At 63.2% G+C, this 24,083-nt stretch carries 19 protein-coding genes, 1 tRNA gene and 2 pseudogenes; 16 read left to right on the forward strand and 6 right to left on the reverse strand.

Annotation, left to right across the window (positions count from 1 at the left end; genetic code table 11):
- Window positions 1–153 precede the first annotated feature (153 nt).
- Together dnaE2 and ACEWQ0_RS06580 are read right to left on the reverse strand one after the other, a co-directional pair.
- Window positions 154–1,089: pseudogene (dnaE2, locus tag ACEWQ0_RS06575) on the reverse strand (error-prone DNA polymerase); the annotation flags it as partial.
- Window positions 1,090–1,458: 369 nt separating this feature from the next.
- Window positions 1,459–1,902: pseudogene (locus ACEWQ0_RS06580) on the reverse strand (PHP domain-containing protein); the annotation flags it as partial.
- Window positions 1,903–1,914: 12 nt separating this feature from the next.
- Between ACEWQ0_RS06580 and ACEWQ0_RS06585 the strand changes: the two are divergent.
- The 3 genes from ACEWQ0_RS06585 (at window position 1,915) to ACEWQ0_RS06595 (ending at window position 6,053) form a co-directional block, all read left to right on the forward strand.
- Window positions 1,915–2,580 carry a hypothetical protein gene (locus ACEWQ0_RS06585; RefSeq protein ID WP_476483117.1) on the forward strand — a complete coding sequence of 222 codons (666 nt, stop codon included), beginning with the start codon at window positions 1,915–1,917 and terminating at the stop codon, window positions 2,578–2,580.
- On the forward strand, window positions 2,564–4,030 hold the full coding sequence (locus ACEWQ0_RS06590) for a Y-family DNA polymerase (protein WP_476483118.1): 1,467 nt from the start codon (window positions 2,564–2,566) through the stop codon (window positions 4,028–4,030). The genes ACEWQ0_RS06585 and ACEWQ0_RS06590 overlap by 17 nt, the downstream gene beginning before the upstream one ends.
- 97 nt (window positions 4,031–4,127) lie before the next feature.
- On the forward strand, window positions 4,128–6,053 hold the full coding sequence (locus tag ACEWQ0_RS06595; protein WP_476484884.1) for a sensor domain-containing diguanylate cyclase: 1,926 nt from the start codon (window positions 4,128–4,130) through the stop codon (window positions 6,051–6,053).
- Between the two features lie 94 nt (window positions 6,054–6,147).
- On the opposite strand, the gene ACEWQ0_RS06600 is transcribed toward ACEWQ0_RS06595, so the two are convergent.
- Window positions 6,148–8,598, reverse strand: a complete 2,451-nt coding sequence (locus tag ACEWQ0_RS06600; protein WP_476484885.1) for a M9 family metallopeptidase — start codon at window positions 8,596–8,598, stop codon at window positions 6,148–6,150.
- 70 nt (window positions 8,599–8,668) lie between these two features.
- Between ACEWQ0_RS06600 and ACEWQ0_RS06605 the strand changes: the two genes are divergently transcribed.
- Window positions 8,669–9,517, forward strand: a complete 849-nt coding sequence (locus ACEWQ0_RS06605) for a helix-turn-helix domain-containing protein (protein ID WP_476484886.1) — start codon at window positions 8,669–8,671, stop codon at window positions 9,515–9,517.
- A gap of 124 nt (window positions 9,518–9,641) precedes the next feature.
- Here the strand turns inward: ACEWQ0_RS06605 and ACEWQ0_RS06610 are convergent.
- Window positions 9,642–9,718, reverse strand: a tRNA-Asn gene (locus ACEWQ0_RS06610).
- A 217-nt stretch (window positions 9,719–9,935) separates the two neighbouring features.
- On the opposite strand from ACEWQ0_RS06610, the gene ndk reads away from it, so the two are divergent.
- The 8 genes from ndk to der all read left to right on the forward strand — a co-directional run bounded on the left by ndk (window position 9,936) and on the right by der (window position 17,937).
- Complete coding sequence (gene ndk, locus ACEWQ0_RS06615; protein ID WP_476483122.1) at window positions 9,936–10,355, forward strand: nucleoside-diphosphate kinase; 420 nt, start codon at window positions 9,936–9,938, stop codon at window positions 10,353–10,355.
- 20 nt (window positions 10,356–10,375) lie between these two features.
- The gene (gene rlmN / locus ACEWQ0_RS06620) at window positions 10,376–11,494 is read left to right on the forward strand and encodes a dual-specificity RNA methyltransferase RlmN (protein WP_476483123.1); all 1,119 of its coding nucleotides are present in this window, start codon (window positions 10,376–10,378) and stop codon (window positions 11,492–11,494) included.
- Window positions 11,491–12,282 carry a type IV pilus biogenesis/stability protein PilW gene (gene pilW / locus ACEWQ0_RS06625; protein WP_476483124.1) on the forward strand — a complete coding sequence of 264 codons (792 nt, stop codon included), beginning with the start codon at window positions 11,491–11,493 and terminating at the stop codon, window positions 12,280–12,282. The genes rlmN and pilW overlap by 4 nt, the downstream gene beginning before the upstream one ends.
- Window positions 12,275–13,255 carry a helix-turn-helix domain-containing protein gene (locus tag ACEWQ0_RS06630; RefSeq protein WP_476483125.1) on the forward strand — a complete coding sequence of 327 codons (981 nt, stop codon included), beginning with the start codon at window positions 12,275–12,277 and terminating at the stop codon, window positions 13,253–13,255. The genes pilW and ACEWQ0_RS06630 overlap by 8 nt, the downstream gene beginning before the upstream one ends.
- 113 nt (window positions 13,256–13,368) lie before the next feature.
- Window positions 13,369–14,646: a histidine--tRNA ligase gene (hisS, locus tag ACEWQ0_RS06635; protein ID WP_476483126.1), complete on the forward strand. Its 1,278-nt coding sequence runs from the start codon at window positions 13,369–13,371 to the stop codon at window positions 14,644–14,646.
- A gap of 54 nt (window positions 14,647–14,700) precedes the next feature.
- Complete coding sequence (locus tag ACEWQ0_RS06640) at window positions 14,701–15,348, forward strand: YfgM family protein (protein WP_476483127.1); 648 nt, start codon at window positions 14,701–14,703, stop codon at window positions 15,346–15,348.
- Window positions 15,345–16,508, forward strand: coding sequence for an outer membrane protein assembly factor BamB (bamB, locus tag ACEWQ0_RS06645; RefSeq protein ID WP_476484887.1), 1,164 nt, complete (start codon window positions 15,345–15,347; stop codon window positions 16,506–16,508). The genes ACEWQ0_RS06640 and bamB overlap by 4 nt, the downstream gene beginning before the upstream one ends.
- A gap of 25 nt (window positions 16,509–16,533) precedes the next feature.
- Complete coding sequence (gene der, locus ACEWQ0_RS06650; protein WP_476483129.1) at window positions 16,534–17,937, forward strand: ribosome biogenesis GTPase Der; 1,404 nt, start codon at window positions 16,534–16,536, stop codon at window positions 17,935–17,937.
- Between the two features lie 30 nt (window positions 17,938–17,967).
- Here der and ACEWQ0_RS06655 read toward each other — a convergent pair whose 3' ends face one another.
- Window positions 17,968–18,447 carry a glutathione peroxidase gene (locus tag ACEWQ0_RS06655; protein WP_476483130.1) on the reverse strand — a complete coding sequence of 160 codons (480 nt, stop codon included), beginning with the start codon at window positions 18,445–18,447 and terminating at the stop codon, window positions 17,968–17,970.
- A gap of 55 nt (window positions 18,448–18,502) precedes the next feature.
- On the opposite strand from ACEWQ0_RS06655, the gene folD reads away from it, so the two are divergent.
- The 4 genes from folD (at window position 18,503) to ACEWQ0_RS06675 (ending at window position 22,317) form a co-directional block, all read left to right on the forward strand.
- Window positions 18,503–19,372, forward strand: coding sequence for a bifunctional methylenetetrahydrofolate dehydrogenase/methenyltetrahydrofolate cyclohydrolase FolD (gene folD, locus ACEWQ0_RS06660; RefSeq protein ID WP_476483131.1), 870 nt, complete (start codon window positions 18,503–18,505; stop codon window positions 19,370–19,372).
- A gap of 25 nt (window positions 19,373–19,397) precedes the next feature.
- Window positions 19,398–19,961 (forward strand): TRAP transporter small permease, encoded by a 564-nt coding sequence (locus ACEWQ0_RS06665; RefSeq protein WP_476484888.1) that lies wholly within the window; start codon window positions 19,398–19,400, stop codon window positions 19,959–19,961.
- Between the two features lie 7 nt (window positions 19,962–19,968).
- Entirely contained in the window at window positions 19,969–21,060 is a 1,092-nt protein-coding gene (locus ACEWQ0_RS06670) for a TRAP transporter large permease subunit (protein WP_476483133.1), read from the forward strand.
- Window positions 21,061–21,171: 111 nt separating this feature from the next.
- Window positions 21,172–22,317: a LysM peptidoglycan-binding domain-containing protein gene (locus ACEWQ0_RS06675; protein WP_476484889.1), complete on the forward strand. Its 1,146-nt coding sequence runs from the start codon at window positions 21,172–21,174 to the stop codon at window positions 22,315–22,317.
- 33 nt (window positions 22,318–22,350) lie between these two features.
- Here the strand turns inward: ACEWQ0_RS06675 and ACEWQ0_RS06680 are convergent, their stop codons facing one another.
- Window positions 22,351–24,048: a protein kinase domain-containing protein gene (locus ACEWQ0_RS06680; protein ID WP_476484890.1), complete on the reverse strand. Its 1,698-nt coding sequence runs from the start codon at window positions 24,046–24,048 to the stop codon at window positions 22,351–22,353.
- Window positions 24,049–24,083: the final 35 nt, after the last annotated feature.

Consider the following 24,083-nt stretch of genomic DNA (forward strand, 5'->3'; position numbering starts at 1 on the left):
TTGTGATTTGATATTTGTGATTTGGTGCTTGCATTCAGGTTGTCCGTCGGCGATGTAACGCCGACCTACGCGGGTTTCGTTTTGAGCATTCGAGTTTATTTGCGATTCGGTATTTGAGATTTGGTGCTTGCTTCCGTGGTTCCAGGTTTCGGAGCGATTGACCAGATCCATCGCTTTCCGTATCACCGTCAGCATCCCCAGCGCCAGGCAGTCGACCTTGAGCAGGCCCAGGGTTTCCAGATCGTCCTTGTCCCACTGGATGATGGTGCGATCTTCCATGGCAGCGTTTTCCACCGGCACCAGCTCGTGCAGGGGCCGATCGGAGATGACCATGCCGCCGACGTGCTGCGACAGGTGGCGCGGAAAGCCGATCAGGCGAGTGCTCAGTTCCAGGAAATGCTTCGTCAGTGCCGCGTCGGGGTCGAGCCCGCACGCGCGCAGGCGCTCGGGCCAGATTTCAGGCCTGTCCCACCAGGCCAGCGAGGCGGTCAGGCGGTTGACGCGCTCTGGCTCCAGGCCCAGCGCGCGGCCGACGTCCTGCATGGCGCTGCGCGGCCGGTAGCAGATCACGGTAGCGGCCAGGGCGGCGCGCTCGCGGCCGTATTTCTCGTAGACGTACTGCAGGACCTCTTCGCGGCGCTCGTGCTCGAAGTCGACATCGATATCGGGCGGCTCGTTGCGCTCTTTCGATAAAAAACGCTCGAACAGCAGCTGCTGCTCCGACGGGTCGACCTCGGTAATTCCCAAGCAATAGCACACCGCCGAGTTGGCCGCCGAGCCGCGGCCCTGGCAGAGAATACCGCGGCCGCGGGCGAATTCGACCAGGTCGTGCACGGTCAGGAAGAAGGCTTCCACACCCATGTCTTCGATCAGGGCCAGCTCGCGCGCGAGCAGGGCCTGGACTCTTTCGGGAACCACATCACCGTAGCGCTTGCGCGCGCCGGCCAGGGTGAGCCGGCGCAGGTGCTGGATGGGGCTTCCGGGTTCGGGCGCCAGCTCGCGCGGATAACGGTAGTCGAGCTCATCGAGCGAGAAGCGACAGCGCGCGGCCACCCGCCCGGTTTCGGCCAGCCACTCGGCCGGGTAGAGCTTTGCCAGCACGTCGCGCGGGCGCAGGTGCCGCTCGCCGCTGGCGGCCAGCGCCAGGCCGCAGTCGGCGACGGGGCGCCCCAGCTCCAGCGCGGTGAACACGTCGAGCAGGGGCTTGTCGTCGCGGACGGTCAGGCGCACGTCACCGCAGGCCAGTCGGGGGATGCCGTGGCGCCGGCCCAGCGCGTCGAGCTGGTCGAACCAGGCGTGTTCGCCGGGGGCCAGCAGGCGGGTGGCGCCCAGCCAGAGCCGGTTGCCGAAACGTGCCTTGAGCCGGGCGGCATGAATATCATTTGCTGGTTGTGCTGGGGCATGGTTCTGATGCGCGCCTGATCGTCGGCGCGCTTTCCAGATGGCCAGCACGCCGTCGAGCCCGGCTTCCAGGTCTTCGGGCTCGAGCCGGTATGCGCCCTTGCCGGCGCGCCGGCGGGCAGAGGTGATCAGACGGCAGATCTGGCCGTAGGCAGCCCGGGACGGGGCGAGCAGCACCAGGCGGCTGTCGTCTTCGAGGCGGAATTCACTGCCGGTGATCAGCCGCAGGCCGTGTTCGCGGGCGGCCTCGTGGGCGCGCACCACGCCGGCCATGGAGCACTCGTCGGTGATCGCCAGCGCCGAGTAGCCGCACTCGGCGGCGCGCTCGACCAGTGCCTCCGGCCGCGCGGCCGAGCGCCGGAAGCTGAAGGCGCTCAGGGCGTGGAGTTCGGCGTATTCGGGCGCTGATGCGGCTGGAGTGGTCAAAACGGGCTCCGGAAAATCCGTCGATTCGCGGACTTTGAGAAACTGTAAACTTATACAGTATTCTGATTCATCCATCCGGAGTCCGCAATGTCGGCCAAAGCGCGCATTGAACAACTGCTCAACCGCCGTTCCGATCTGTGGCGCGGGCGCGGGCGCGGGCGCCAATCCCTGCCGGTGGCCGCCACCGGCCTGGGCTGGCTCGACCGCGGCCTGCCCGGCGGCGGCTGGCCGCTGGGCCGCCTGACCGAGCTGCAGCCGCGCTTGCCCGGGTGCGGCGAGCTCGGCCTGCTGCTGCCGTTTTTCGCGCGCTGCACACAGCAGGGGCAGCCGGTGGTGCTGGCCGGGCCGACCCTGGTGCCGGGGCCGCAGGCGCTTGCCGGGGCCGGGGTGGTGCTCGAACATCTGATCGTGGTGCGCGCGGTCGACGAGGCGCTGTGGGCGGCCGAGCAGTGCCTGAAAAGCGGGCTGTGCGGCAGCGTTGCGGTGTGGCCTCCGAGCGGCCGCGTCGGAGAAAAAGCCGTGCGCCGCCTGCAGCTGGCCGCCGGAGATGGCCCGGGGCCGGCTTTCGTGATCTATCGCCCCGACCAGACGCCGCCGCCTTCCGTGTCGACCCTGCGTCTGGGGCTTGCGCCCGGGCCTGAAATCGAGGTTCTGCGCAGCCCGGCCGGGCTGGTCGAGTCGAAGCGTCTGGATCCGAAAGCCGGGTCTCCCGTCGACCTGGCGAGCTATCGTCGTCATGCCCGGTCGAGATAGCGCCAGGCGCAGCGAGCTGTGGCTCGGGCTGTACTGCCCGCAGCTGCCGCTGATGGCGGCCTGGCAGTGCGATCGACAGGTGCCGCCGCTGCATGCCGTGCACCGCCATCATCGCGGCCGCCACGTCATCGTGCAGGCCAGCGCGGCCGCCCGCCGGGCCGGGGTCTGCGCGGGCCAGCCCCTGGCCACAGCTCTGGCCGTGGCGCCAGCCCTGCACAGCCGCCCGCGCGATTTACGGGCTGAAACCTCCCTGCTCGAGCAGCTGGCGCTGACCGCCTGGCAGCACAGCAGCCACGTCGTGCAAGTGCCGCCCGACAGCGTGCTGCTCGAGATTGCCGGCAGCCGGCGCCTGTACCGCGGGCTGCGGCCGCTGGTCGAGGCCTTGCGGACAGACCTCGAGCGCCGCGGGCTTGAGGTGCAGCTCGGCTCGGCGCCGGTTGCGGCCACGGCCTGCCTGTTTGCCCGCCACGGCCTGCATGCCGCCGGCATCAACAACATGCGCGAGAAACTGCACGGGCTTTCGCTGACCGCGCTGGCCGCCGACGACAAACAGGCACGGGCGCTGGCCGGCTGTGGGCTAAAATCGGTGGCCGAGCTTCTGCGCCTGCCGGCGCCCGAGCGGGCGCGGCGTTTTGGTCCGGCGCTCGGCCGACACCTGCTCTGTCTGGAAGGGCGCCAGCCCACCGCGCTGGCCGCCTGGCAGCCGCCGCAGACATTCCGGCTGCGTCTGGAACTGCCGGCGGCCAGCAGCGACAGCTCGGCCCTGTTGTTCGTCTTCCGCCGCGCGCTCGAGCGCATGGCGCACTGGCTTGACGTTCGCGATCAGGCGCTTGTGCGCCTGCATATCTCGCTGCATCGCGAGAACGGCGGCGGCAGCATTCCGCTGAGAGTCGGACTGTCGCGCCCGGGCGTGGATGTCGACAGGCTGTTGGAGCTGCTTGCGCTCAAGCTCGAGAATCTCGAGCTGCCGGCGGCCGTGGAAGCCGTGGAGCTGAGCGCTGAGAGCACCGATGAATATTGCCCGCCCCAGGCAGATCTGTGGGGCGGTCATGATGGCTACAACAATCGTCATGACAATCGCGACGACGCCTGGCCGGCGCTGCTGGACCGGCTCAGGGCGCGGCTGGGTGACGACGGTTTGTCCGGCCTGGCGCCGCGGCCCGATCATCGCCCCGAAAAGGCCTGGCGCTGGGTCGAGCCGGGAACGGCGACGCAATGCGAGGATACGCGCCCGCGCCCGACCTGGCTGCTGCCCGTGCCAAAGCCCTGTCGGCGCGAAAATTTGCGGCTGGAGGAAGGGCCCGAGCGCATCGAGGTCGGCTGGTGGGACGGTGCGCGCTGTCAGCGTGATTATTTCATCGCCCGCGACCGTCATGGCCGCCGCGTCTGGGTCTTTCATGAACACCAGTCACCGAGAGGATGGTTCATCCACGGCCTGTTCGAACCCTAGGTTTTGGCTCGGCAGCAGGGACAGTCGCGCATAAGTGGCAGCAATGCTGCTACGCTTTGTGGTTGGTCATGACTCCGCAAGGACACAGGTCCGCCTCATGTCGCAGCATCAGGCATCCGCCGACAACCGGCTCCAGCAGACCATCGAAGAGCTGAAAAAGGCCGAACGCATACAGAAAGCCCTGTTCCAGATTTCCGATCTGGCCGGCGCAAACCTGGACACCGACGATATCCTGCAGCGGCTGCATCAGATCATTGCCGAGCTGATGTATGCCGAGAATTTTTATATTTTTCTCTACAATGCCGACCAGGATACGGTTCGCTTCCGCTATTTTGTCGACGTGGCCACCCAGCCTCCCGATCTGTCGGCCAACATTCCGCTTGAAGATATCAAGCACAGCCTGACCTGGTACGTGATCCGCCTGGGCAAGGCGTTGCGTGGATCAATCAGTGACATCGAGAAGATGATACCCGGGCCGCTCAAGTTTCTGGGCGCTACCACCAATGACTGGCTGGGAGTGCCCATGCTCGACGGCAATCAGGTTCGGGGCATGCTGGTTCTGCAAAGCTACAACCAGGAAAACCGTTACAGCCAGGAAGAGCAGCACCTTCTGAGCTTCGTGGCCAGCCATATTCTGACCATGCTGCAGCGTCGTCAGGCCCACAAGGACCTGGAAGAGGCGGTTGTGGCCCGAACGCGGGAGCTCGCCGAAGCCAATCGATCCCTGCAGGTGGAAGTCGCTCAGCGACGTCGTGGTGAGCGCCTGCAAAGGGCGCTGTTCCATATTGCCGAGCAGGCCAGTGAGGCGGGCCGGGAAAAAGATTTTTTCCAGCTGGTTCATCGTGAAGTGGGGCAGCTGATCTATGCCGAGAATTTCTTCATCGCGCTGCTGGTCGATCAGAATCAGGCTCTGGAGTTCGGCTACTATGCTGACGAGTTCATGCAGCCGCAAGAAAAGCGCCGCCTCAGCGGCGGCTTGACCGAATACGCCCTCAAGCAGGATGGCGGCGTCCTGCTGATGCAAAAAGACACGCTGGCGCTGATCGAGGCAGGCAAGGTCAATCCCCAGGGCCAGGGGGCACTGCCTTGTGCATGGATGGGCGTGCCGCTGCAGTGTGAGGGCAAGACCCTTGGTTTGCTGGCGGTGCAAAGCTACCGCGAAGATCGCCTCTACCAGGAAGGGGATCTTGACCTGCTGCGTTTTGTATCCAACCAGCTGGCCAGCAGCCTGGAGCGCAAGCGCGCATTGACGTCTTTGCGAGAGGCCAAGAACACGCTGGAGCAACGCGTTCTCGAGCGCACTCGAGAACTGTCGAAGGCCAATGAGGCATTGGCTGAGCAGAGCCTGACCGATCCGTTGACGGGGCTGCGTAACCGCCGCTATCTGGTAGAGCAGGCGCCGGCTGATGTTGCTCTGGTTGATCGTTACTATCGCGACCAGAATGCCGCGCCCGGTGAGCAGCTGGGCGAGAATGTCGATCTGCTGTTTCTCATGCTCGATATTGATCACTTCAAACAGATCAACGATCAATATGGGCATTCAGCTGGCGATCGGGTGCTCGAACAGGTTCGCGATATTCTCAACCAGAGTATTCGGGAGTCGGATACGGCCGTGCGCTGGGGTGGAGAGGAGTTCTTGATCATGGCGCGCTTTACCGATGCCTGCTTTGCTCCCCGCCTGGCCGAGCGACTGCGCAGATCCATGGCCGAGTATGAGTTTGACCTGGGCAGGGATCTCACTGTCCGCCTGACTTGCTCGCTCGGCTACGCTCAATACCCGATATTTCCGGCGCGCCCCGGCCACGTGCACTGGGAGGAGGTGATCAACGTGGCGGATCAGTGCCTGTACGCCGCCAAGCGCACCTGGCGGGATGCCTGGGTGGGCGTGCGCTGGGCCGAGTTGCCGCCACCCCGCAGTCTGCCCAAGCGGTTGACGCGCGTATTGCCGGAGCTCATCGAGTCTGGCCATCTGGAAGTGGCCACATCGGGTCCTGACGGCACTCGGATCGAGTGGCCGGATTAGCCGCGGGCCCTGCCGCACTGGGCTCTGGCGGAAACCGGGATGACAGCGCGGCGCGCTGTCATCCCGGCGGGTTTTGAGGGATGCCATAACCACATCAATCGAAGAAGGCCGCTACCTGGACACCGTCAAAAGAGTCAGATTTGGCTTTCAGAAGCAGATAGTGCCAGCCAGTGCCCGGGTTGGAGACGATGAGCGTTTCATCGTTGCCGGGGGCGGTGCCGGCGTTGTCGTAATCTGACGTTCCTGGCCAGCCACCATGTTTCTGATACAGGTCGGCGTCGCCTTCACCGCCGCTCATTTCCAGACGCAGCGTACCGGTGCCTTCAGGTACGTAAATATAGAGCCAGACATCTTCCTGTACCGTGCTGGCGGAAAGCCCGCCGCGCTTGCAGCCGTTTTCCAACTCGCGCTCATCTTCGAGCGTGCATTCACCCACCCCGGGTTCAGGCGGTGGTTCGCTGCCGCCATCGTCATCATCATTGCCGGAGGTATCAAAGCGATCAGCAAAGATGCTGTCGCCACCGCTCGGCGGCGGGTCCACTGGCGGTCCGCCGCAGGCCGAGGTGTCACCGTTGCCGCTGTGAAAGCAGATCAGCCACTCGCGGAATTCGTTGTTGTAGATGTTGCGGACAGGGTCTAGCCAATTACGATATCCCGGGTGGTAATTGCCGGCCCGGGTGATTGTCAACATGGCATCCAGTTCCGCTTCGTGCCGCTCGAACATGAAACGAGTGGCCAAGTAACCCCATTGATAGATGCGCTCCTGGCTGCTGTTGTAGTCGTTGTCGAAAATCTGTCCGAGCGTGAACTTATCAGGATTGGATGCTGAGTTGACGGCACCGACGTTGGTTACCTGGCGGAAGCTCCATGACATGTACTCGGCAAATCCCTCGATGAACCAGATGGCCGATGCCGGGGAACTCATCGGATAGTCAGAAAACATGCCCCACCAGTTGAAGCGGCCGTCCAGATAGTGGATGTATTCATGGGTGAGGTTCCACACATGGAACTCGGGTCGCATCCACTCCGCCTCATAAGCGATGAAGCGAGCCTGGTTATTTGGGTCGGAAGGGTCACCCTCCAGGTACATGCCACCATTGTTGGTATCGTTTCCGAACAAGGTGCCGGAGTAGGTTTCATAGTCGCTACTGGAGTGAAAGATGATCATCTCCAGCGTTTCGTTGTAGTCATCGTCCACCGGCACATGGTTGGTCTGCAGACGTTCGTGAAAAAAGACCTCTTCAGCACTGACTTCAGCGCAAACCTCATCGAGCTGACCGGGGGTCAATGCCTGGCTGCGTACGCGCAGTGTAGGGCTGCAGTCTCGGGCATGTTGTTCGGGCAGAATGAAGTCCTCCAGATCCTCTGCAAAGGTACACAAGGCAAAATATGCGCAGTGCTCGCTATCTTCATAGTCGATGATGCCGGCCATGCGCACATAAACGCCGGTTCCGGGGCCGGTCATGCTGAACTGATCCAGAACGGACTTGACCTTGGGGTGAACCTGGTTGTGGAATGGTTCCGGATAGCCCCAGGCACCCTTGATCAGAAAGCGGGCCAGCTCTCCGGCGGCGTTCTGCAGCATGTACTCACGATCACTGCCCAGGTCCGCGCTCTTGTTGTTGTTGATGAAATCAACCAGGGTGTCCAGAATTCCAGTATTGCCTTGCTGCTGCACGGCCGTGCGAAAATCGGCCAGCTGCTGCCCGCGAAACAGTACGGTAAAGACGTTGTTGACCGCGGCCTCCATGTACCAGAGCCCGTGGTGGGAAGGGCCATAGCGATCGAGGACTCCGCTTATGGTGTCGATCTGAGTGGCGTTTCGCTCAGCACTGTCGATCAGGGTGATCACTTCGGACAGGATTTCGCCGTGAGCATCATTGACGTCCGTGAAGTGGCTGTTGTTCTTGAACGCGTTGAGTGCCTGATCAATGGCTGCATCCAGCGCCGGTCCATAGCTTCCGATCTGGCCGCTGTTGTAAAATTGCACGTAGTATCCCGCGCGCAGATAGAGAACCAGCTGCAGCATGCCACTGCTGTTATTGCCCGGATAGCTTGCCGCGTCGACCGCCATGGCATTGGCGATGCTGATCATCTGGGACTGGGAAAAAATGCCTGCGCCTGTTGCGCCATCGACGCTGAACAGCGAGTTGATGCACCCTGCTGATGCGGCCTTTACGGCGCTGACAAGGGCTGAACCATCAAGGCCGGTGAAATTGCCCACGCCACAGCCGGCGAGTACTTGCGCTGGCCGTGCCGGCGACGGACGATCATAGTCCAGTCGCAGATGCTCACGGGTCGACGGAAGGGGCGGCAACGGAGATTGGTTGCTTGCATGCGGCTGCACGTGCATTACAGGCGGGCGCGCAGATGGGTCGCTGGCAGGCTTCGGACCCTGGTTACTGGCCATTATCACGCGGCCATCGCTGGCCATGCCGGACGATGCCGCCAGAAGTAACAGAGCTGTGGTAATCAGCAAGCCAGAAAAGGCCCGCCGGGTCATGACGCTGGTCAACATGAGTTCTCCCTGGATAAAAATCATCATTCACTCAGCGCTGCAAGAAAGCGCTGATGAAGCTGCATTGATAATTTAACGGTGGAGTATGTTGAGAATCTTGAAAGATAATTCCGACTTGACGTATCAATTTGCACAAACCAGTCTGTTATCGATCTGCAGCACACCGAGTACTGACCAAGTGACATTGATATTCGATTCACCAGCCATGACAAAAGACCGATTCATCGGTCGGGTTACTGGGCATGCATTCGTTCGCGCTCTATTTGATCGGATGCCCGACATGGTCTTTTCAATCAAGGATAGTCGCGGCCGCTATATGCACATGGCCGAGGAGGGGATTCGGCGATTCGGGCTGAGTCAGCCGCTCGAGGTGGTGGGCAAGACCGTTTTTGATCTGTTTCCGGAACCCATGGCCAGACGCTACCATGAGCAAGACCAGCAGCTGTTCAACAATGGAGAACCCATTACCGACAACCTTGATCTCACGATTTATCGGGGTGGAGGTGCCGGCTGGTGCTTGACAACAAAAGAGCCGTTATTTGATGCCGCTGGAGACATCATCGGTCTTGCCTGTCTATCCAAGGATCTGGCCGAGGCGACATCTGCAGCGCTGGTCGATTCGCGCCTGGCCCGTGTTGTTGACGGTTTGCAGGAAACGCCGCCCAGACCACTGACGGTGGAGTCGATGGCTACGGCGGCTGGCTTGTCGGTGCCGCAGTTGAACCGCCGCATGAAAAAGATCTTTCACCTGACAGCCGGGCAGTACATCATCAAGGCGCGCATTGATCGGGCAACGCGACTATTGTCTGACAACGACATGCCGCTTGCTGATATTGCCGCAGAGCTCGGGTTTTCCGACCAGAGCGCGCTGTCGCGACAGTTTCGACAGGTCACGGGAATGACGCCCAGGCAATATCGCCAGCTGGGACGCCAGAACAGCCTCTGAATGCGCCCCTCGCGCGCGATCGGCGAAGGCTGCCGGAGATTGTCGGGTAATTGCTCCGGATCCAGCACCATTGGCCAGGCAGAAAAAAAGGGGCTGCGACAGCGTCGCAGCCCCTTGATTGATCTGGCTCCCCGGGTCGGATTCGAACCAACGACCTAGTGATTAACAGTCACCCGCTCTAACCAGCTGAGCTACCGGGGAATTGTGAAGCCGTGTATTGTGCGCATCCTCGGCGCTGTAGTCAAGCCCCTTTTGGCTTGCGGTCGCGCAGGCGCGTCTGTGCGGGTGAATTTCTGCCTGTCTGGGTATACAATCAAGCGTTTGCCCGGCCAAGGGTGTACTGGCTGGCAAGTCATCGCGCTGGTTCGCCCTGTCCGGGGAGCCAGTCAAGCACCTACGACAGACTGCAGGAGCACGCATGGAGCGCACACTGTCCATCATCAAACCCGATGCCGTAGCCAAGAACGTGATCGGTGAAATCTACAGCCGTTTCGAGCGGGCCGGCCTGAAAATTGCCGCTGCCCGAATGAAGCATCTCTCCCGTGAAGAGGCCGAGGGCTTTTATGCCGTCCATCGCGAGCGGCCGTTTTTCAAGGATCTGGTGGAATTCATGATTTCCGGTCCGGTCATGGTTCAGGTGCTTGAGGGCGAAGACGCCATTGCGCGCAACCGCGAGATCATGGGCGCGACCGACCCGAGCCAGGCTGCTCCCGGCACCATTCGAGCCGACTTTGCCAACAGCATCGACGCCAATGCAGTGCATGGTTCAGACGCCGAAGAAACCGCCAGAGAGGAAATTGCCTTCTTTTTTGGCGCTGATGAGATATACTCGCGCTAATTACCAGCGAAAGCACACAAATGCCCGCAGGGCCTGAAGAAATCACCAATCTCCTCGGTCTCGACCGCGGAGGGCTTGAGCGGTTTTTCGTCGACCTCGGCGAAAAACCCTTCCGCGCGCGCCAGATATTGCAGTGGATCCATCAGCGTGGTGTGAGTGATTTCGAGCAGATGACTGATCTGTCCAAGGCGTTGCGCGAACGCCTGAAAGCCCGTGCGGGAGTGGCCCCGCCCAGGGTGATGCGGGAGCAGCGCTCGGCGGACGGCACGATCAAATGGCTGATGTCGATTGCCGGCGGCAATGCTGTCGAGGCGGTTTACATCCCCGAGACCAGCCGCGGCACCCTGTGCATTTCTTCGCAGGTGGGGTGCATGCTCAACTGCACCTTCTGTTCCACGGCTACCCAGGGGTTCAACCGCAATCTTGATGCGGCGGAGATCATCGGGCAGGTCTGGCTCGCTGCACAACGCTTGCGCGAGATTCACGGCGGGGAGCGGCACGTAACCAATGTGGTGTTCATGGGCATGGGAGAACCCATGCTCAATCTCAACGCGGTTCGTCCCACGCTTTCCCTGTTGCGCGATGATCTGGCCTATGGCCTGGCCTCGCGTCGAGTGACCATCTCCACTGCCGGCGTCATTCCCGGCATCGACGGCCTGGCCGAAGGCGATGAGTTTGCCCTGGCGGTCTCGCTTCATGCGGCCGACAATGATCTGCGCACTCGGCTGGTGCCGCTCAATCGCAAGTATCCGGTTGAAGAGCTGATCGCGGCCTGCAAGCGCTTTGTCAAGGCGCGCCCGCGGCGTTCGGTGACGTTCGAATACACCATGATTGACGGCGTCAATGACCAGCCGGAGCACGCCCGCGCCGTGGTGCGTCTGCTCAGTGTGCTGCCGGCAAAAATCAATCTGATCCCCTTCAATCCGTTTCCCGGCACGCCGTTCGAGTGCTCCTCGGATGAAGCCATCTACGAGTTCCAGAAGATCACTCGTGCCGCCGGCCTGATCACTACCGTGCGCAAGACCCGTGGTGAGGACATCGATGCTGCCTGCGGACAGCTGGTGGGCAAGTTGCTCAGCCCCAGCCAGCGTCGCCAGATCGTTCAGCAGCAGCTGGCCAGTCAGGTAATGGCCGTATGAGTCGCGCGCGCCTGTTTGTGGCCATTGTGACTCTTCTGCTGCTGGCGGTCGGCTGCGCCAGCTCGCAACCACGGCCCGGAACATCCGGGCGGGCCGGCATGGATCGAGTCAGCCCGGTGCGGGCTGCGGACGTCAACACGCGTCTCGGGATCGGCTACTTTCAGCGCGGTGATCTGCAGCTGGCCATGGAGAAGCTCGAACGCGCCGTTGAGCTCGACCCGGCCCATGTGCCTGCCTATGCGACGCTGGGAATGATTCAGGAGCGCCTGGGGCGCGACTCCAGAGCTCGTCGCTACTATCGTGAAGCGGCCCGGCTGGCGCCTGAAGACGGCGCGACCCTCAACAGCTACGCCACCTTCTTGTGCCGGCAGGGCGAGTACAACCAGGCCGACGAGTTTTTTCAGCGCGCCATCAATGATCCCTTTTACGAGACTCGCGAAGTGGCGTACACCAATTCAGGCGCCTGCGCTCGCAGAAACGGGCGCCTGGACTTTGCCGAGGAGCAGCTGCGGCAGGCCCTGGAGGTCAGCGCCGAGTACCCGGATGCGCTGTACCATCTGGCCCAGCTGTTCTTGCAGCAGGGCGATGCTTTTCGGGCGCGCGCCTTTCTTCAGCGCCTGGAGTCGGTATCCGATGCCGATGCCGGAACGCTCGCGCTGGGGCATCGAATCGAACAACGCCTCGGCAACGGGCGGGAGGCGAGCCGCTACTTCGAGCGCCTGGAGGAACGCTTCCCCGATTCGGCCGAGGCGCGAAATATAAGACAGCAGACCAGCCAAGATGACTGAAAACACCAGCGCGAACGAAGACAGGGAGCAAAAGCCTGCCGACAGACGGCAGCGCTATGCGGATATCGGTGCCAGGCTGCGCAAACAGCGTCAGGCGCTGTCGTTAAGCCAGAAGGATATGGCCCGCCGGCTGCGCCTGCCCGGCATCGTGGTCAACGACATCGAAACCGGTCAGATCGAGCAGTTGTCCAGTATCTATCGCCGCGGCTATATCCGCAATTACGCCCAGGCCCTTGATCTGGACCCGGAGGTGCTCCTGGTCGACGCGGGCGAGGACTCACCGCCGGAGCTCAAGGCCGCTTTCCCGGTCGCGCCACAGCGCGAGTGGCAATTTGAGCGATACTTGAAGATTGCCACGTATGCCATTGTTACCGTTGCCATTATTCCACCCCTGGTTTACTTTTTCATTGCCGGCGGCATGCGTATTCTCGAGCGCGACCCGGGCGTTGGCCCGAATTCAGTCGCGGTCCGTTCCGACACTCCATCCGGACACGACCAAAGGGCCGCTGCTGATCACGGGGAAGAATCAGGAAAGCAGGCTGACCGGCGCCGGCCGGCAGCTTCTGCAGGGCACGTGTCGGCTTCCGCGATTCCACTCAAGACCATTCGGCCGGTCAGCGAAACCATCGAAGGGCCGGTTCTTCCGACAGATCTCACGCCAGACCAGCAGATGTCTGCGCCGACAGCTGATGAGGTGGCTGACGGACTGACATCTTTGCACCTTGAGCTGCTCGACGACAGCTGGATCGAGATTCACGATGCCGAGGGCGAACGTCTGGAATATGACCTGTTGCGTAGCGGCCAGACCCGCAGTTACCAAGCGCAGGCGCCTTTTCGGCTGTTGCTGGGGCGCTCGAGTGCGGTCGATTTGCGAATTGACGGTGAAAAAGTGACCTGGGAGGGGCACGAGAGCGGTGATGTGGCCGATATCGCGATTGCCGCCGACGGCAGCGTGGAGCCGCAGCAACCGTAACGCTGCAGAAAGCACGAAACCAGCAAGGCTGGCGCTGTTGCCAGCTCAGGGCGTATCGCCATGACACCAAGCCCGCCGCCGGCGGGCTTGCCGTTTTTGATGGAATTCAAGCGATGAACAACATTCAGTCGATTCGCGGCATGCACGATGTTCTGCCAGAGCACACGCCGCTGTGGCGCTGGCTCGAACAGCGTCTGGCACGGGCATTTGCTGCTTATGATTATCACGAGATTCGCCTGCCCATTCTGGAAAAGGCGGAGGTGTTCACTCGTGCCATTGGCCAGTCCACGGACGTGGTTGAAAAGGAGATGTACGCCTTCGAAGACCGCAATGGCGAACTGCTCAGCCTGCGGCCGGAGGGCACCGCTGGCGTGGTTCGCTCTGCGATTCAGCATGGTTTGTTGCAAACGCCCGGGCGCAAGGTCTGGTATCAAGGGCCGATGTTCCGCCACGAGCGGCCGCAAAAGGGACGGCAAAGGCAATTCCACCAGTTCGGCGCCGAGATGTTCGGCCTGGAGCAGCCGGCGGCCGACGTTGAAGTCATCGCTCTGGGCGAGCGTCTGTGGCGCGAGCTCGGGCTGTCGGATCGAATCCGGCTTGAAATCAACACGCTCGGAGACCGCGAAGATCGCAAGCGCTACCGTCAGAAACTGATCGACTACCTCGAGCCGTTCCGCGAGCGCCTGGACAAGGACAGCCAGCGACGGCTGGACAGCAATCCGCTGCGGATTTTCGACAGCAAGGATGAGCAGACGCAGGCCATCATGGCGGAGGCACCGAAGCTGACCGATGCGCTGGGAGACGAGGCGCGCTCGCACTTTCGCCAGGTCTGCGAGCTGCTCGATCACCTGGGCATCAACTACCGCATCAACACCGGCCTGGTGCGCGGGCTGGACTATTATTGCCGTACCGTGTTCGAGTGGATGACCGATGAGCTGGGCGCCCAGGGCACGGTGTGTGCCGGCGGGCGCTACAACGACCTGGTAGCCATGCAGGGAGGGCGCGATACCCCGGGTATCGGGTTTGCCTTGGGGGTCGAACGGCTGCTGGCGATGCTCACGGCCGCGGGCGTGACCCGAGATCAGCGCGCCGACGTGTTTGTGGTCAGCATGGTCTCTGCGGCCGACATGCTGGTGGTCGCCGAGGAGATCCGCGATCAGCTGCCGGGGCGCGGTGTTGCCGCCGCGTTGTCCGGGGGCAGCATGCGCTCGCAGTTCAAGCGGGCTGACCGCAGCGGGGCCCGCTGGTGCGTCATCCTCGGCGAAGACGAATTTGCTGAAGGCAAGGCGTCCATCAAGGACCTGCGCGGCGAGTCCGGGCAGGAGCTCATCGCGCTGGATGAGCTGGGTAATCGCCTGAATTCTTTGCTTGCCGCCGAGCGGCAGGACTGATTTATCATAGGCGACTGATTTTCTTTCAATGCCTATCGCAAGGAACTGATCGACATGGCCGTAGAGCTTTATGACGAGCACGAGCAGGGCGAGCGCGTTCGCCGCTGGATCAAGGAAAACAGCCCGGCGATTGTGGTTGGCCTGGTTCTCGCCTTTGGCGGTATTTTCGGATTTCGTTACTGGCAGGATCACCGCGCCGAGCAGCAGGTGCTGGGTTCGGAGTACTACCAGGTGGTTCGCCAGCAGATCGAGAATGACGAGCTCGACAAGGCGGAGTCGGAGTTCAAGGCCATGCAGGACGTGGCCGGCAACACCGCCTATGCGGGCCTGACCAGCCTGTACCTGGCCGCTGCTCGGGTCGATAACGGGCGCCTGGGCGCGGCAGCCGAGCTTTATCAGAGCGTTCTCGACAACCGGCGACTGAAGTCGCTGTGGCCCGTTGCTCGCCTGCGGCTGGCCCGCGTGCTCGAGGCGCAGGGAGAATATGAGGATGCCCTGGCGCTGATCGACGGCGAGGCGCCGGACGGTTTTGCCGCAGCCTGGGCTGAAACCCGTGGCGATTTACTGTTCGAACGCGGCATGGTCGATGAAGCCCGGGCAGCGTGGGAGGACGCTGTCGCCCGGCGCACTGCCGATGGCATGAGCGCCAATCTGCTGCAGATCAAGCTTGACGCTGCGACCCGTGGTGGAGATGCTTCGTGACCCGGCAGGGGCGCCTACCGGTACTGATCTTTGCTGTACTGCTGCTTGCTGGCTGCCAGACCATTGGCGGCTGGTTCAGCAGCAAAGATGACCTCGAGCCCGCAGAACTGACCGCTATCGAACAAACGGTACCGGTTGAACGCCTCTGGTCGGTGAACACCGGCAAGGGAATCAACCGTAGCAAGCCCCGGATTCGGCCGGTCATCGAGGATGAGCGCATCTGGGTGGCGGACTACCGCGGCAAGATCACGGCGGTTGACCTGGAAACCGGTCGAATCGAGCGCGAGATAGACCTTGGCCTGCCGATCTCGGCGGGCCCGGCGCTGGCCGATGATCTCATCATGGTCGGCACTTTCGATGGTGAACTCATTGTCATCGATCGCGAATCCGGGCAGATTCGCTGGCGCAAGCAGCTTTCCTCGGAGATTCTCGCTTTGCCGGTGCTGCATGACGGCATTGTCGTCGCACGCGCAATCGACGGCCGCGTATTCGGCCTGGATCGTAGCGATGGCGCTCGCCTGTGGATCTACGATCGCAGCGTGCCCTTGCTGAGCCTGCGTGGCAACAGCGACCCTTTTGCGCGGGCAGGGCAGGTGTTCATCGGCTTCGATGACGGGCTGGTTGCGGCCTTGCGCGTCTCCGATGGCTCGGTTCTCTGGGAGCAGCGCGTGAGCTCGCCGGAGGGCCGCACCGAGCTTGATCGTCTGGCCGACATCGACGGGCCGATGATCGTCGTCGGTACCGAGCTTTATGTCGTGACCTATCACGGTCGTCTGGCCGGGCTGGCGCTTGAGTCCGGGCGCACGCTCTGGGTCAAGGATGTTTCCTCGGCCAGTGGCCTGAGCCTGCGCCGCACTCAGCTTGCGGTGACCGATCGCAAGGACCACCTCTGGCTCATCGATCGACGCAACGGCGCTACGTTGTGGCATGACGAACAGCTTCTGCGGCGCGAGCTGACGCGTCCCGTTTTTCTCTCCGGGCTGGTCACGGTCGGAGACCTTGAAGGACATGTGCACTTTTTCGATGCCGACAGTGGCCAGATCGTGGCGCGGATCAGGGCCGGCAAGAAGGCCTTCGCATCCGCCCCGCTGGTCAAGGGCAACCGGCTGTTCCTGTTTGATGAAGACGGCAAGCTGAGTGCCTGGCGGGTCGGTCGCTAGTGTGTGATCCGGGAGCCTGAAGCAAGTGTCTTTGCTGCCGGTGGTGGCCATAATCGGGCGCCCGAACGTGGGCAAGTCCACGCTTTTCAACGCGCTCACGCGTACTCGGGACGCGCTGGTTGCCGACACGCCCGGCGTCACCCGCGATCGTATCTATGGGCAGGCCAGACTGGACGAGCGCCCGATCATCCTGATCGATACAGGCGGTCTTGACGAGGCTGAAGACGAGATCGAAGCCGGTGCTCAGGCGCAGACTCGCACGGCCATCGACGAAGCCGACCTGGTCATCATGCTGACCGATGCGCGCGCCGGCATCCTGCCGGTGGAGCACGAGATTGCCGGCGATCTGCGCCAGCGCGGCAAACCAGTGGTGCATGCCGTCAACAAGACGGACGGTCTGGATGCTGACATGGCGTTGGCTGAAGCGGCTGAGCTGGGGCTGGGTGAAATCTGCCCGATTGCCGCCAGCCATCGGCGCGGGCTGGAAAGTCTGGCGCGCGCGCTAACGGAGAAATTACCGCCGGCCGTCGACCCGGGCCTGCCCGATGATGATGGCCTCCGGCTGGCTTTGATCGGACGCCCCAACGCCGGAAAATCGACCCTGCTCAATCGGCTGCTCGGGCAGGAACGCGCCTTGACCACGCCGATTGCCGGCACCACCCGGGATCCGGTCCACGCCACGGTCGAGCGTGACGGGGTGCGCTATCACCTGATCGATACTGCCGGCATACGCCGTCGCCGCGGCCAGCATGAAGGCGTTGAGCGCTTCAGCACCATCAAGGCCCTGCAGTCGGTCGATCAGGCGCGTATCGTTTGCCTGGTCTGCGACGCGGTCGAAGGCATTACCGACCAGGATGCCCGCCTGGCGGGCCACGTCATCGACGCCGGCCGCGGCCTGATTGTGGCACTCAACAAATGGGATGCAATCGATGGCGACCGCAGGCGCGCGGTGCTGGTGGAGGTGGCCGAGCGCCTGGGTTTTGCCCGCTTTGCGCCGACGGTCACGATTTCCGCTCTGCACGGCAGCGGTCTGGGCGAATTGACCGACGCCATAGAGCATGTCCATGACGCCGGGGAGCAGGAGTTCTCCACCTCGGCGCTGACGCGCGTCCTGCGCGACGCCGTCAACGCCCACCCACCACCGGCAATACGGAACAAGGTACCGAAGTTGCGCTACGCGCATGGTGGCGGCAAGTTTCCGACTCGCATCGTCATTCACGGCACGCGAACCCGCGGCATTCCGGACCAATACCGCCGTTATCTGATCAATCTGTTCCGCCAGCAATTCGAATTGACCGGCATGCCGGTGCAGCTGATCTTTCGTGAATCGGAAAACCCCTACGCCGGGCGGCGCAACCCGCTGACGCCCCGTCAGCAGGAAAAACGCCGGCGGCTGAAGCAGTTTTCCCGCAAGAAGGGCAAACGCTGAGGCTGCTGTGAAGACCCGCCCGCGGTCGCCTCAGACCCCGCCCAGCTGCTGATTGACATGCCTTGTCAGGCCGGGATCATCGGGCAGTGTTTCGGCGTGAAAACGCTTGACCAGCGCGCCGCGACGGTCGAACAGATACTTGCTGAAGCTGCCGCGCGGCAGAATTGAACTGCCGTGCTCCTGGAGCAGCTCCCGGAACAGCGGATGGGCCTCCGGCCCGCGGGTAGCATAGCGCCGGGTCACGATGAAAGTCGCCGGATAGTTTTCGCGCAGAAAGTGGTCGATCTCGGCTTCTTCCCGCGGCTCTTCCCCAAAGTCGTTGCAGGGAACCGCAACCACCATCAGCCCGTGGCGCCTGAACTGCGTATGCAGCTGCTGCAGGCCCTTGATTTGCGGCGTAAACCGAGCTTCGGTGGCAATGTTGACGATCAAGAAAGGCTGGTTGCGATAGCGCTCGAGATAGATCCGTGCGCCTGAAAGATCCACGAAATGATGGTTGAAGAGATTCACGGCGACCGTCGCTCACTATCGGTTTTCACGCCCATCCTACTTTACAATATCGCGCATGACGAATTCCTCTGCACACACACTCGATGGTCGCGTGGTCGCCGACCGCCTGATCGCCAACGTGGCCGATGCGATCTCGCATCACGTCGAAGGCGGCGGGCGCCGACCCAGCCTGGCCGTGATTCTGGTTGGCGATGACCCGGCCTCGGAGATCTATGTCAATAACAAGATCCGCGCCTGCAAGCGCGCCGGCATGGTGTCGACGGATCATCGCCTGACCCACGGCGTCGGGCGGGGCGAGTTGCTGGCCTTGATCGATGCGCTCAATCGCGATGAGTCCGTGGACGGGATCCTGGTTCAACTGCCTTTGCCCGCTCATCTCGATGAACATGCAGTCACCCGCCGTATTGCCCCGGAAAAGGACGTTGACGGTTTTCACCCGGTCAACATGGGCCGGCTCGCGCTGCGTGATCCGGGGCTGCGTCCCTGTACGCCGCGCGGGGTCATGACGCTGCTCGCGGCCAACGGAATTGATACCAAGGGCATGAATGCGCTGGTGGTAGGTGCTTCCAACATCGTCGGTCGGCCGCTGGCGCTCGAGCTTCTTCTGGCCGGCGCGACAGTGACGGTGGCGCACCGTTTTACCCGCAACCTCGAAGCACTTGTCAGGCGCAGCGAGGTATTGTGCGTGGCGGTGGGCAAGCCCGGCATCGTCAAGCCGGAGTGGATTGCCGACGGTGCGATCGTCATCGATATCGGTATCAATCGCCGGCCCGACGGCAAGCTTCAGGGCGACCTGGACTTCGAGGCGGCTTCGCAGCGAGCCAGCTGGATCACGCCTGTCCCCGGCGGGGTAGGGCCGATGACGGTGGCCACGCTCATGCAGAACACGGTTGAGGCGGCCGGCCTGGTCGTACTGGCGCCCTGATGACTGACGCATCGTGGTCCGGGGCTTGTCGACAGTCGCTCGATTGGCCCGTGGCCGCAGCAAGACCGTTCGTCTGCGCGTCTCGCCAGATCGCGTGAGCCAGCCGGAGCAGGTGTGCCGCCCGCATGACCGCCGGCGCTCGGGGTTTGATCGGCTGGTCACCGCGCTGCTTTTGCTGCTGTTTGCCACGCTGATGGTGTTGGCGGCAACTCAGTTGCTATGGCGCCTGCTCCCCAAGACCGCCGCTGCGCCCTGGCTCGGCTCGTCGATCGCAGCCGTCGTGCTCTGGCTGGTCATGATCGGGGCGATTCAGGCCACCGGGCGCGCGGCTCATGTACGCATTCAGGTGCTTGAGCGCTGGCTGCCGCCAACCGCTGCGACTGCGGCATGGCGGTTGGTACTGGCTCTCACGGCCGTGATCTGTCTGGCGCTGGCGTCGAGCACCACGGGCATGGTTTTCCTGGAGTACGAATTCCTTGGTCGCAGCTTTCCCGGCCTGCCCGCCTGGTTGGTGCTCGCAATCGTGCCCGTAGGGTTCGTGGTCATGGGCCTGCGCTTTCTGGTGCGGGCCGTTGCCGCGCGCAGCTGAGTCCTCGATGCCGCTTTTGATCGGACTTCTTGTCGTGCTGGGCCTGCCCATTTTTGCTGTACTGGCGGCTGCGGCGCTGCTCGGCTATTGGCGGGCCGGGGTCGATCCACTGCTGCTCGGCGTGGATTTTACCCGCGTCGTTGCGCTGCCGGAACTGGCCGCGCTGCCGCTTTTCATTTTTGCCGGCGCGCTGATCGTCCACCGTCGCGACGGCGCCGGGTCAAGCGCTGCGTCGTCGTCGGTTGACAGCGAGGCGGTCGAGCTCGACGCCACGCCTGTGGGTCTGATCGCGCCCGCTCTGGGGCTGGTGATCTATGCGCTCGCTGCCGGCCAGCTGGTACCGCGATTCCGGCTCGAACTGACTGACCTGTATCTTCAGGCGCTCGTTGCCCTGGGGCTTTTCACGCTGCTCAGTGCCGGGCTGGTCGCCATTGGCCGCCGGCCGCTCGGATTGCCCCTGTCCGGCCACCGAGTGAGGCGAGTTTGGCGTGAATGGCTTCCGGAATGGCCGCTGTTGCCAATCGTGGTGGCCGGGTTCTGTTCGGGCTGGCTATCGCTGTTGGATGCGGCGGTGGTGGCGGTTGCCTGGCTGCTGTTTACCCGCGGGCTGCTGCAAGGCAAGCTGACGCTCCGGGAGCTGACAAGGCAGATCGGCGATGCCACGGTCAGAACGGCCGCGCTGTGCCTGCTGCTGGGACTGTCGGTGGCAGCTTGGAGCGCGCTCGACGTGGCCGGAATGACTCAGCACGGCCTTGACGGCCCGGGTTCGACCCTTCAGGGCCTGGTGTTTCTGGCGCTTGTCGTGTCGCTGCTGGCGCTGGTGGGCACGCTCGTGGATGTGCTCACCGGCATGGCCTTGCTGGCGCCGGTTGTCATCCTGCTGGCAGCCGGCGGCGCGAGCCGGATCGACCCGGGCGGGCTGGGGATTCTGTGCGTGCTCGCGCTGCAGCTGGGGCGCGGCCTGGTCGGCGGACAAAAAAGCCGGCCGCAGGGGGCTCCCGAAGCCGCTGTCAAGGCGGAACCCGAGATAACGCAGTGGCCCATCACACTGGTGGTCCTGCTGCTGTGGCTGGCTTGGCTGGTGGCGACCAGCAGCTGACGGGGCGAGCACAACCCGCTGCCCGCGCCGCACGCGGGGTACACTTGAGTGATGTGCTGTTCGCCTGAGCCAATCCGGAACCGCGCGCGTTCTGGCGCGCGCATTCATGCATTGCCGGTCCTGTCCGTGCTTGGACTGTGTCTGCTGCTGGCTGGTTGTCAGCTGCTGCCCATCGAGCGCCGCCAGCCTGGCGAGCCGCCCCGGGCATCGGTGCTTGAACAGTGGGAGCGCGCCGGACAACCGGTGGGCGGGTCGCTGGATGCCGCTCTGGCCTTCCTGCAGGAGGGCAGGGAAAAGCGCGCCCGGCGTCAGCTGCAGCGCTTTCTGGAGGTCGACCCGGATAACGCCGCCGCCCGGCTGGTGCTCGCGCAGATCGACCAGCCGCCGGAAGAAATCCTGGGCTCTTCTTTCGAGCTTGTCGAAGTGCAGCCCAACGACAGCCTTTCGGCCATCGCCGGGCGCCGACTGGGCAATGAGCTGTTGTTTTACTCGCTGGCGCGCCTCAATGACATCACCGTACCGCGCCTGGTGCGGCCAGGGCAGCGAATTCTGGTGCCACGCCGCGAGGCTGATGACGAGGATGAGGCGTCAGAAACCACCGCAAAACCGGCGGTCGCGGCCGCTGCAGTGGCATCATCCGCGCCGGAAAAAACAGCGCCGGATGCCACGGTGAAACGCTTGATCAACAGCGACCGGCATCGGCAGGCTCACGCGCTCTTGCTCAGCCGGGCACGTTCCGGCCAATTGGACCCTGCCGGCCGCCAGGCGCTTGCCGACGTTGCGATCATCCTGGCTGAGCAGGCCTGCCGCCGCGATGCTCCCGATGCGGCAGTCCGGGTGCTCGACGACGCCGCACCCTGGATCGGGGCGCGTGCGGAATCCGGCGAGTTCGCGCGCTGGCGCCGGCATGTGGCGGCCCGTTTGCTGCTGGACGAGGCGGCACAGGCGCTGGCCGACAATGACCAGGACGCGGCAGTGAAGGCGCTGCTGCAAGCGCGTGCCGAAACGGATGATTTGCGTCGGCGACACAAACAGTCGCTGCGCCGGCTCGAAGTCGAACTCAGCGAGTACTATCATGATCTGGCGCTGTCTGCCTGGCGTGATCAGCAAGTCGACAGCGCGGTTTCACTTTGGGAGCGGGTGGTTGACATCAGACCGGATTTCGAGCCGGCGTTGCGCTATCTCGACCGCGCCCGGCGTGCGCAGCAGAAGCTGAAAGCCCTGGAAACCGAAGAAGTGCTCGGCGCGCCGGGCTGAGGGCAGGGCGGCCATCGATCGCTGACCCAGCTGCTACTGCCTGCGTTTGGGCAGCGGCAGGACGTTGTCGTCTTCCGGCGTCGACTCCATTTCAATGGTTTCTTCAAGATCGGGGTCCAGGTCTTCACTCGCCGTGGGCAGCGCTCGCTCTGCCGGCTTGTGCCGGAGGTGGCCATAGCGCTCTTCGAGGCGGTTGGCCATGTTGTTGAAACACTGGATGAGCGGCCTGAAAACATCCTCTCGCCCGGCATCGAGGCGGGTATCGTACTGGCCGCGAGCAACGCGCTGCAGCCCGCGGTTGATCCGCTGTACGGCGCGCTGCTGGCGGCGGACAAGCAGGCTGAACCCGCCGCCGACGACCAGAATGGTCACCGCAAACACCAGCGCCAGCATCAGCAGCGTGGTCTGTGCAGCAGACTCGAGCTGGTGGCCGTCGATACCCAGTTGAACCTCGCCGATACGCTTGGCCTCGAAGCGGATCGGCGTCTGGAACTCGAGGTTGCCATCCTGGCGATTGAGCAGCCGGACGGCGCCCTGCTCACGCTCGATCGTTGCCCGCCCCGGCTGCGGTCGCGGCTCGCCTTGAAGGAATGGATCGGTGCTGGCCTGCACGCGCCCCTCACGATCGCTGATATGCAAGTAGGTGATGCGGGGGTTGACCGAAAAGTCCGACACCAGATTGGACAGCGCGGTGGTGTCGTCGAGCAGCAAGGCTTCGGCCGTTTCCTGGGCGATGACGCCGGCCAGCGCGTCGCCATAGCCGTAGGTGGACTCGGTCATGGCTCGGCTCTGACTGTGATAGACCCACACCAGTCCGCCGCCCAGGACAAGCACCAGCGCCAGCGAAAGTACTGCCAGCCAGCGCCAGGGGCCGGGATGACCGCGAACGGTCGTCAGCAGACCGCGGTCGAGATCGGCGCGGATTTCCTGCAGCTCTTCAAGCAGCAGCGCGCCGCTGGCCGGTCGGGCTTCGGGATTCTTGGCCAGCAGGCGGTGAACCAGCTCGATCAGATCGACCGGCGTCTTGTCGTCTCTTGGCTGCAAGCGCGCGGCCGGCCGGTGGACGATCTGGTGAATCAGGACGCCGATGGAATCGCCCTGAAAAGGCGCGGCGTCGGCCAGCAGGCGGTAAAGCACCACGCCCAGAGCGTACAGATCAGCGCGGCCGTCCAGTTCACCACCCTGGATTTGTTCAGGCGACATGTAGTTGGGCGTGCCGGCAATGGTTTCGGCCTGCTCGTCGCCGGCAACCCGGGATGGGTCGTTGATCGCCGCGATACCGAAATCAACCAGCTTGACCAGGCCAGACTCCGGATCGAAATAAATGTTCGACGGCTTGACGTCGCGGTGAATGACCCCGCATTCGTGCGCATAATCCAGCGCCCCGGCAAGCTGGATGCCGATTGCGAGGATTTCACGGATGCTCAGGCGGCCGCCGGTGGCCAGATATCCTTCGAGACTCTGGCCCTTGAGCCGCTCCATGACCAGAAAGGGCAGGCCCTCGTGCTGGCCGACATCGAATACCGTGACGATGTTGGCGTGGCTGAGACCGCCGGCCGAGCGTGCCTCGCGCAGAAAGCGCTGCCGACTCTTGAGATCGCGGGCGTAGCGTTCGCGCAGCACCTTGACTGCAAGGTGCCGGTTGATATGCGGGTCGAAGGCCTCGTAGACGATCGACATCGAGCCGCGCCCCAGCTCACGCTCGATCTTGTAACGTCCGATTCGCTCCATGGGGATCTCTGGTCAGTGGCTCACGAAGGCCATGT

The organism is Wenzhouxiangella sp. YN9, assembly GCF_056324165.1.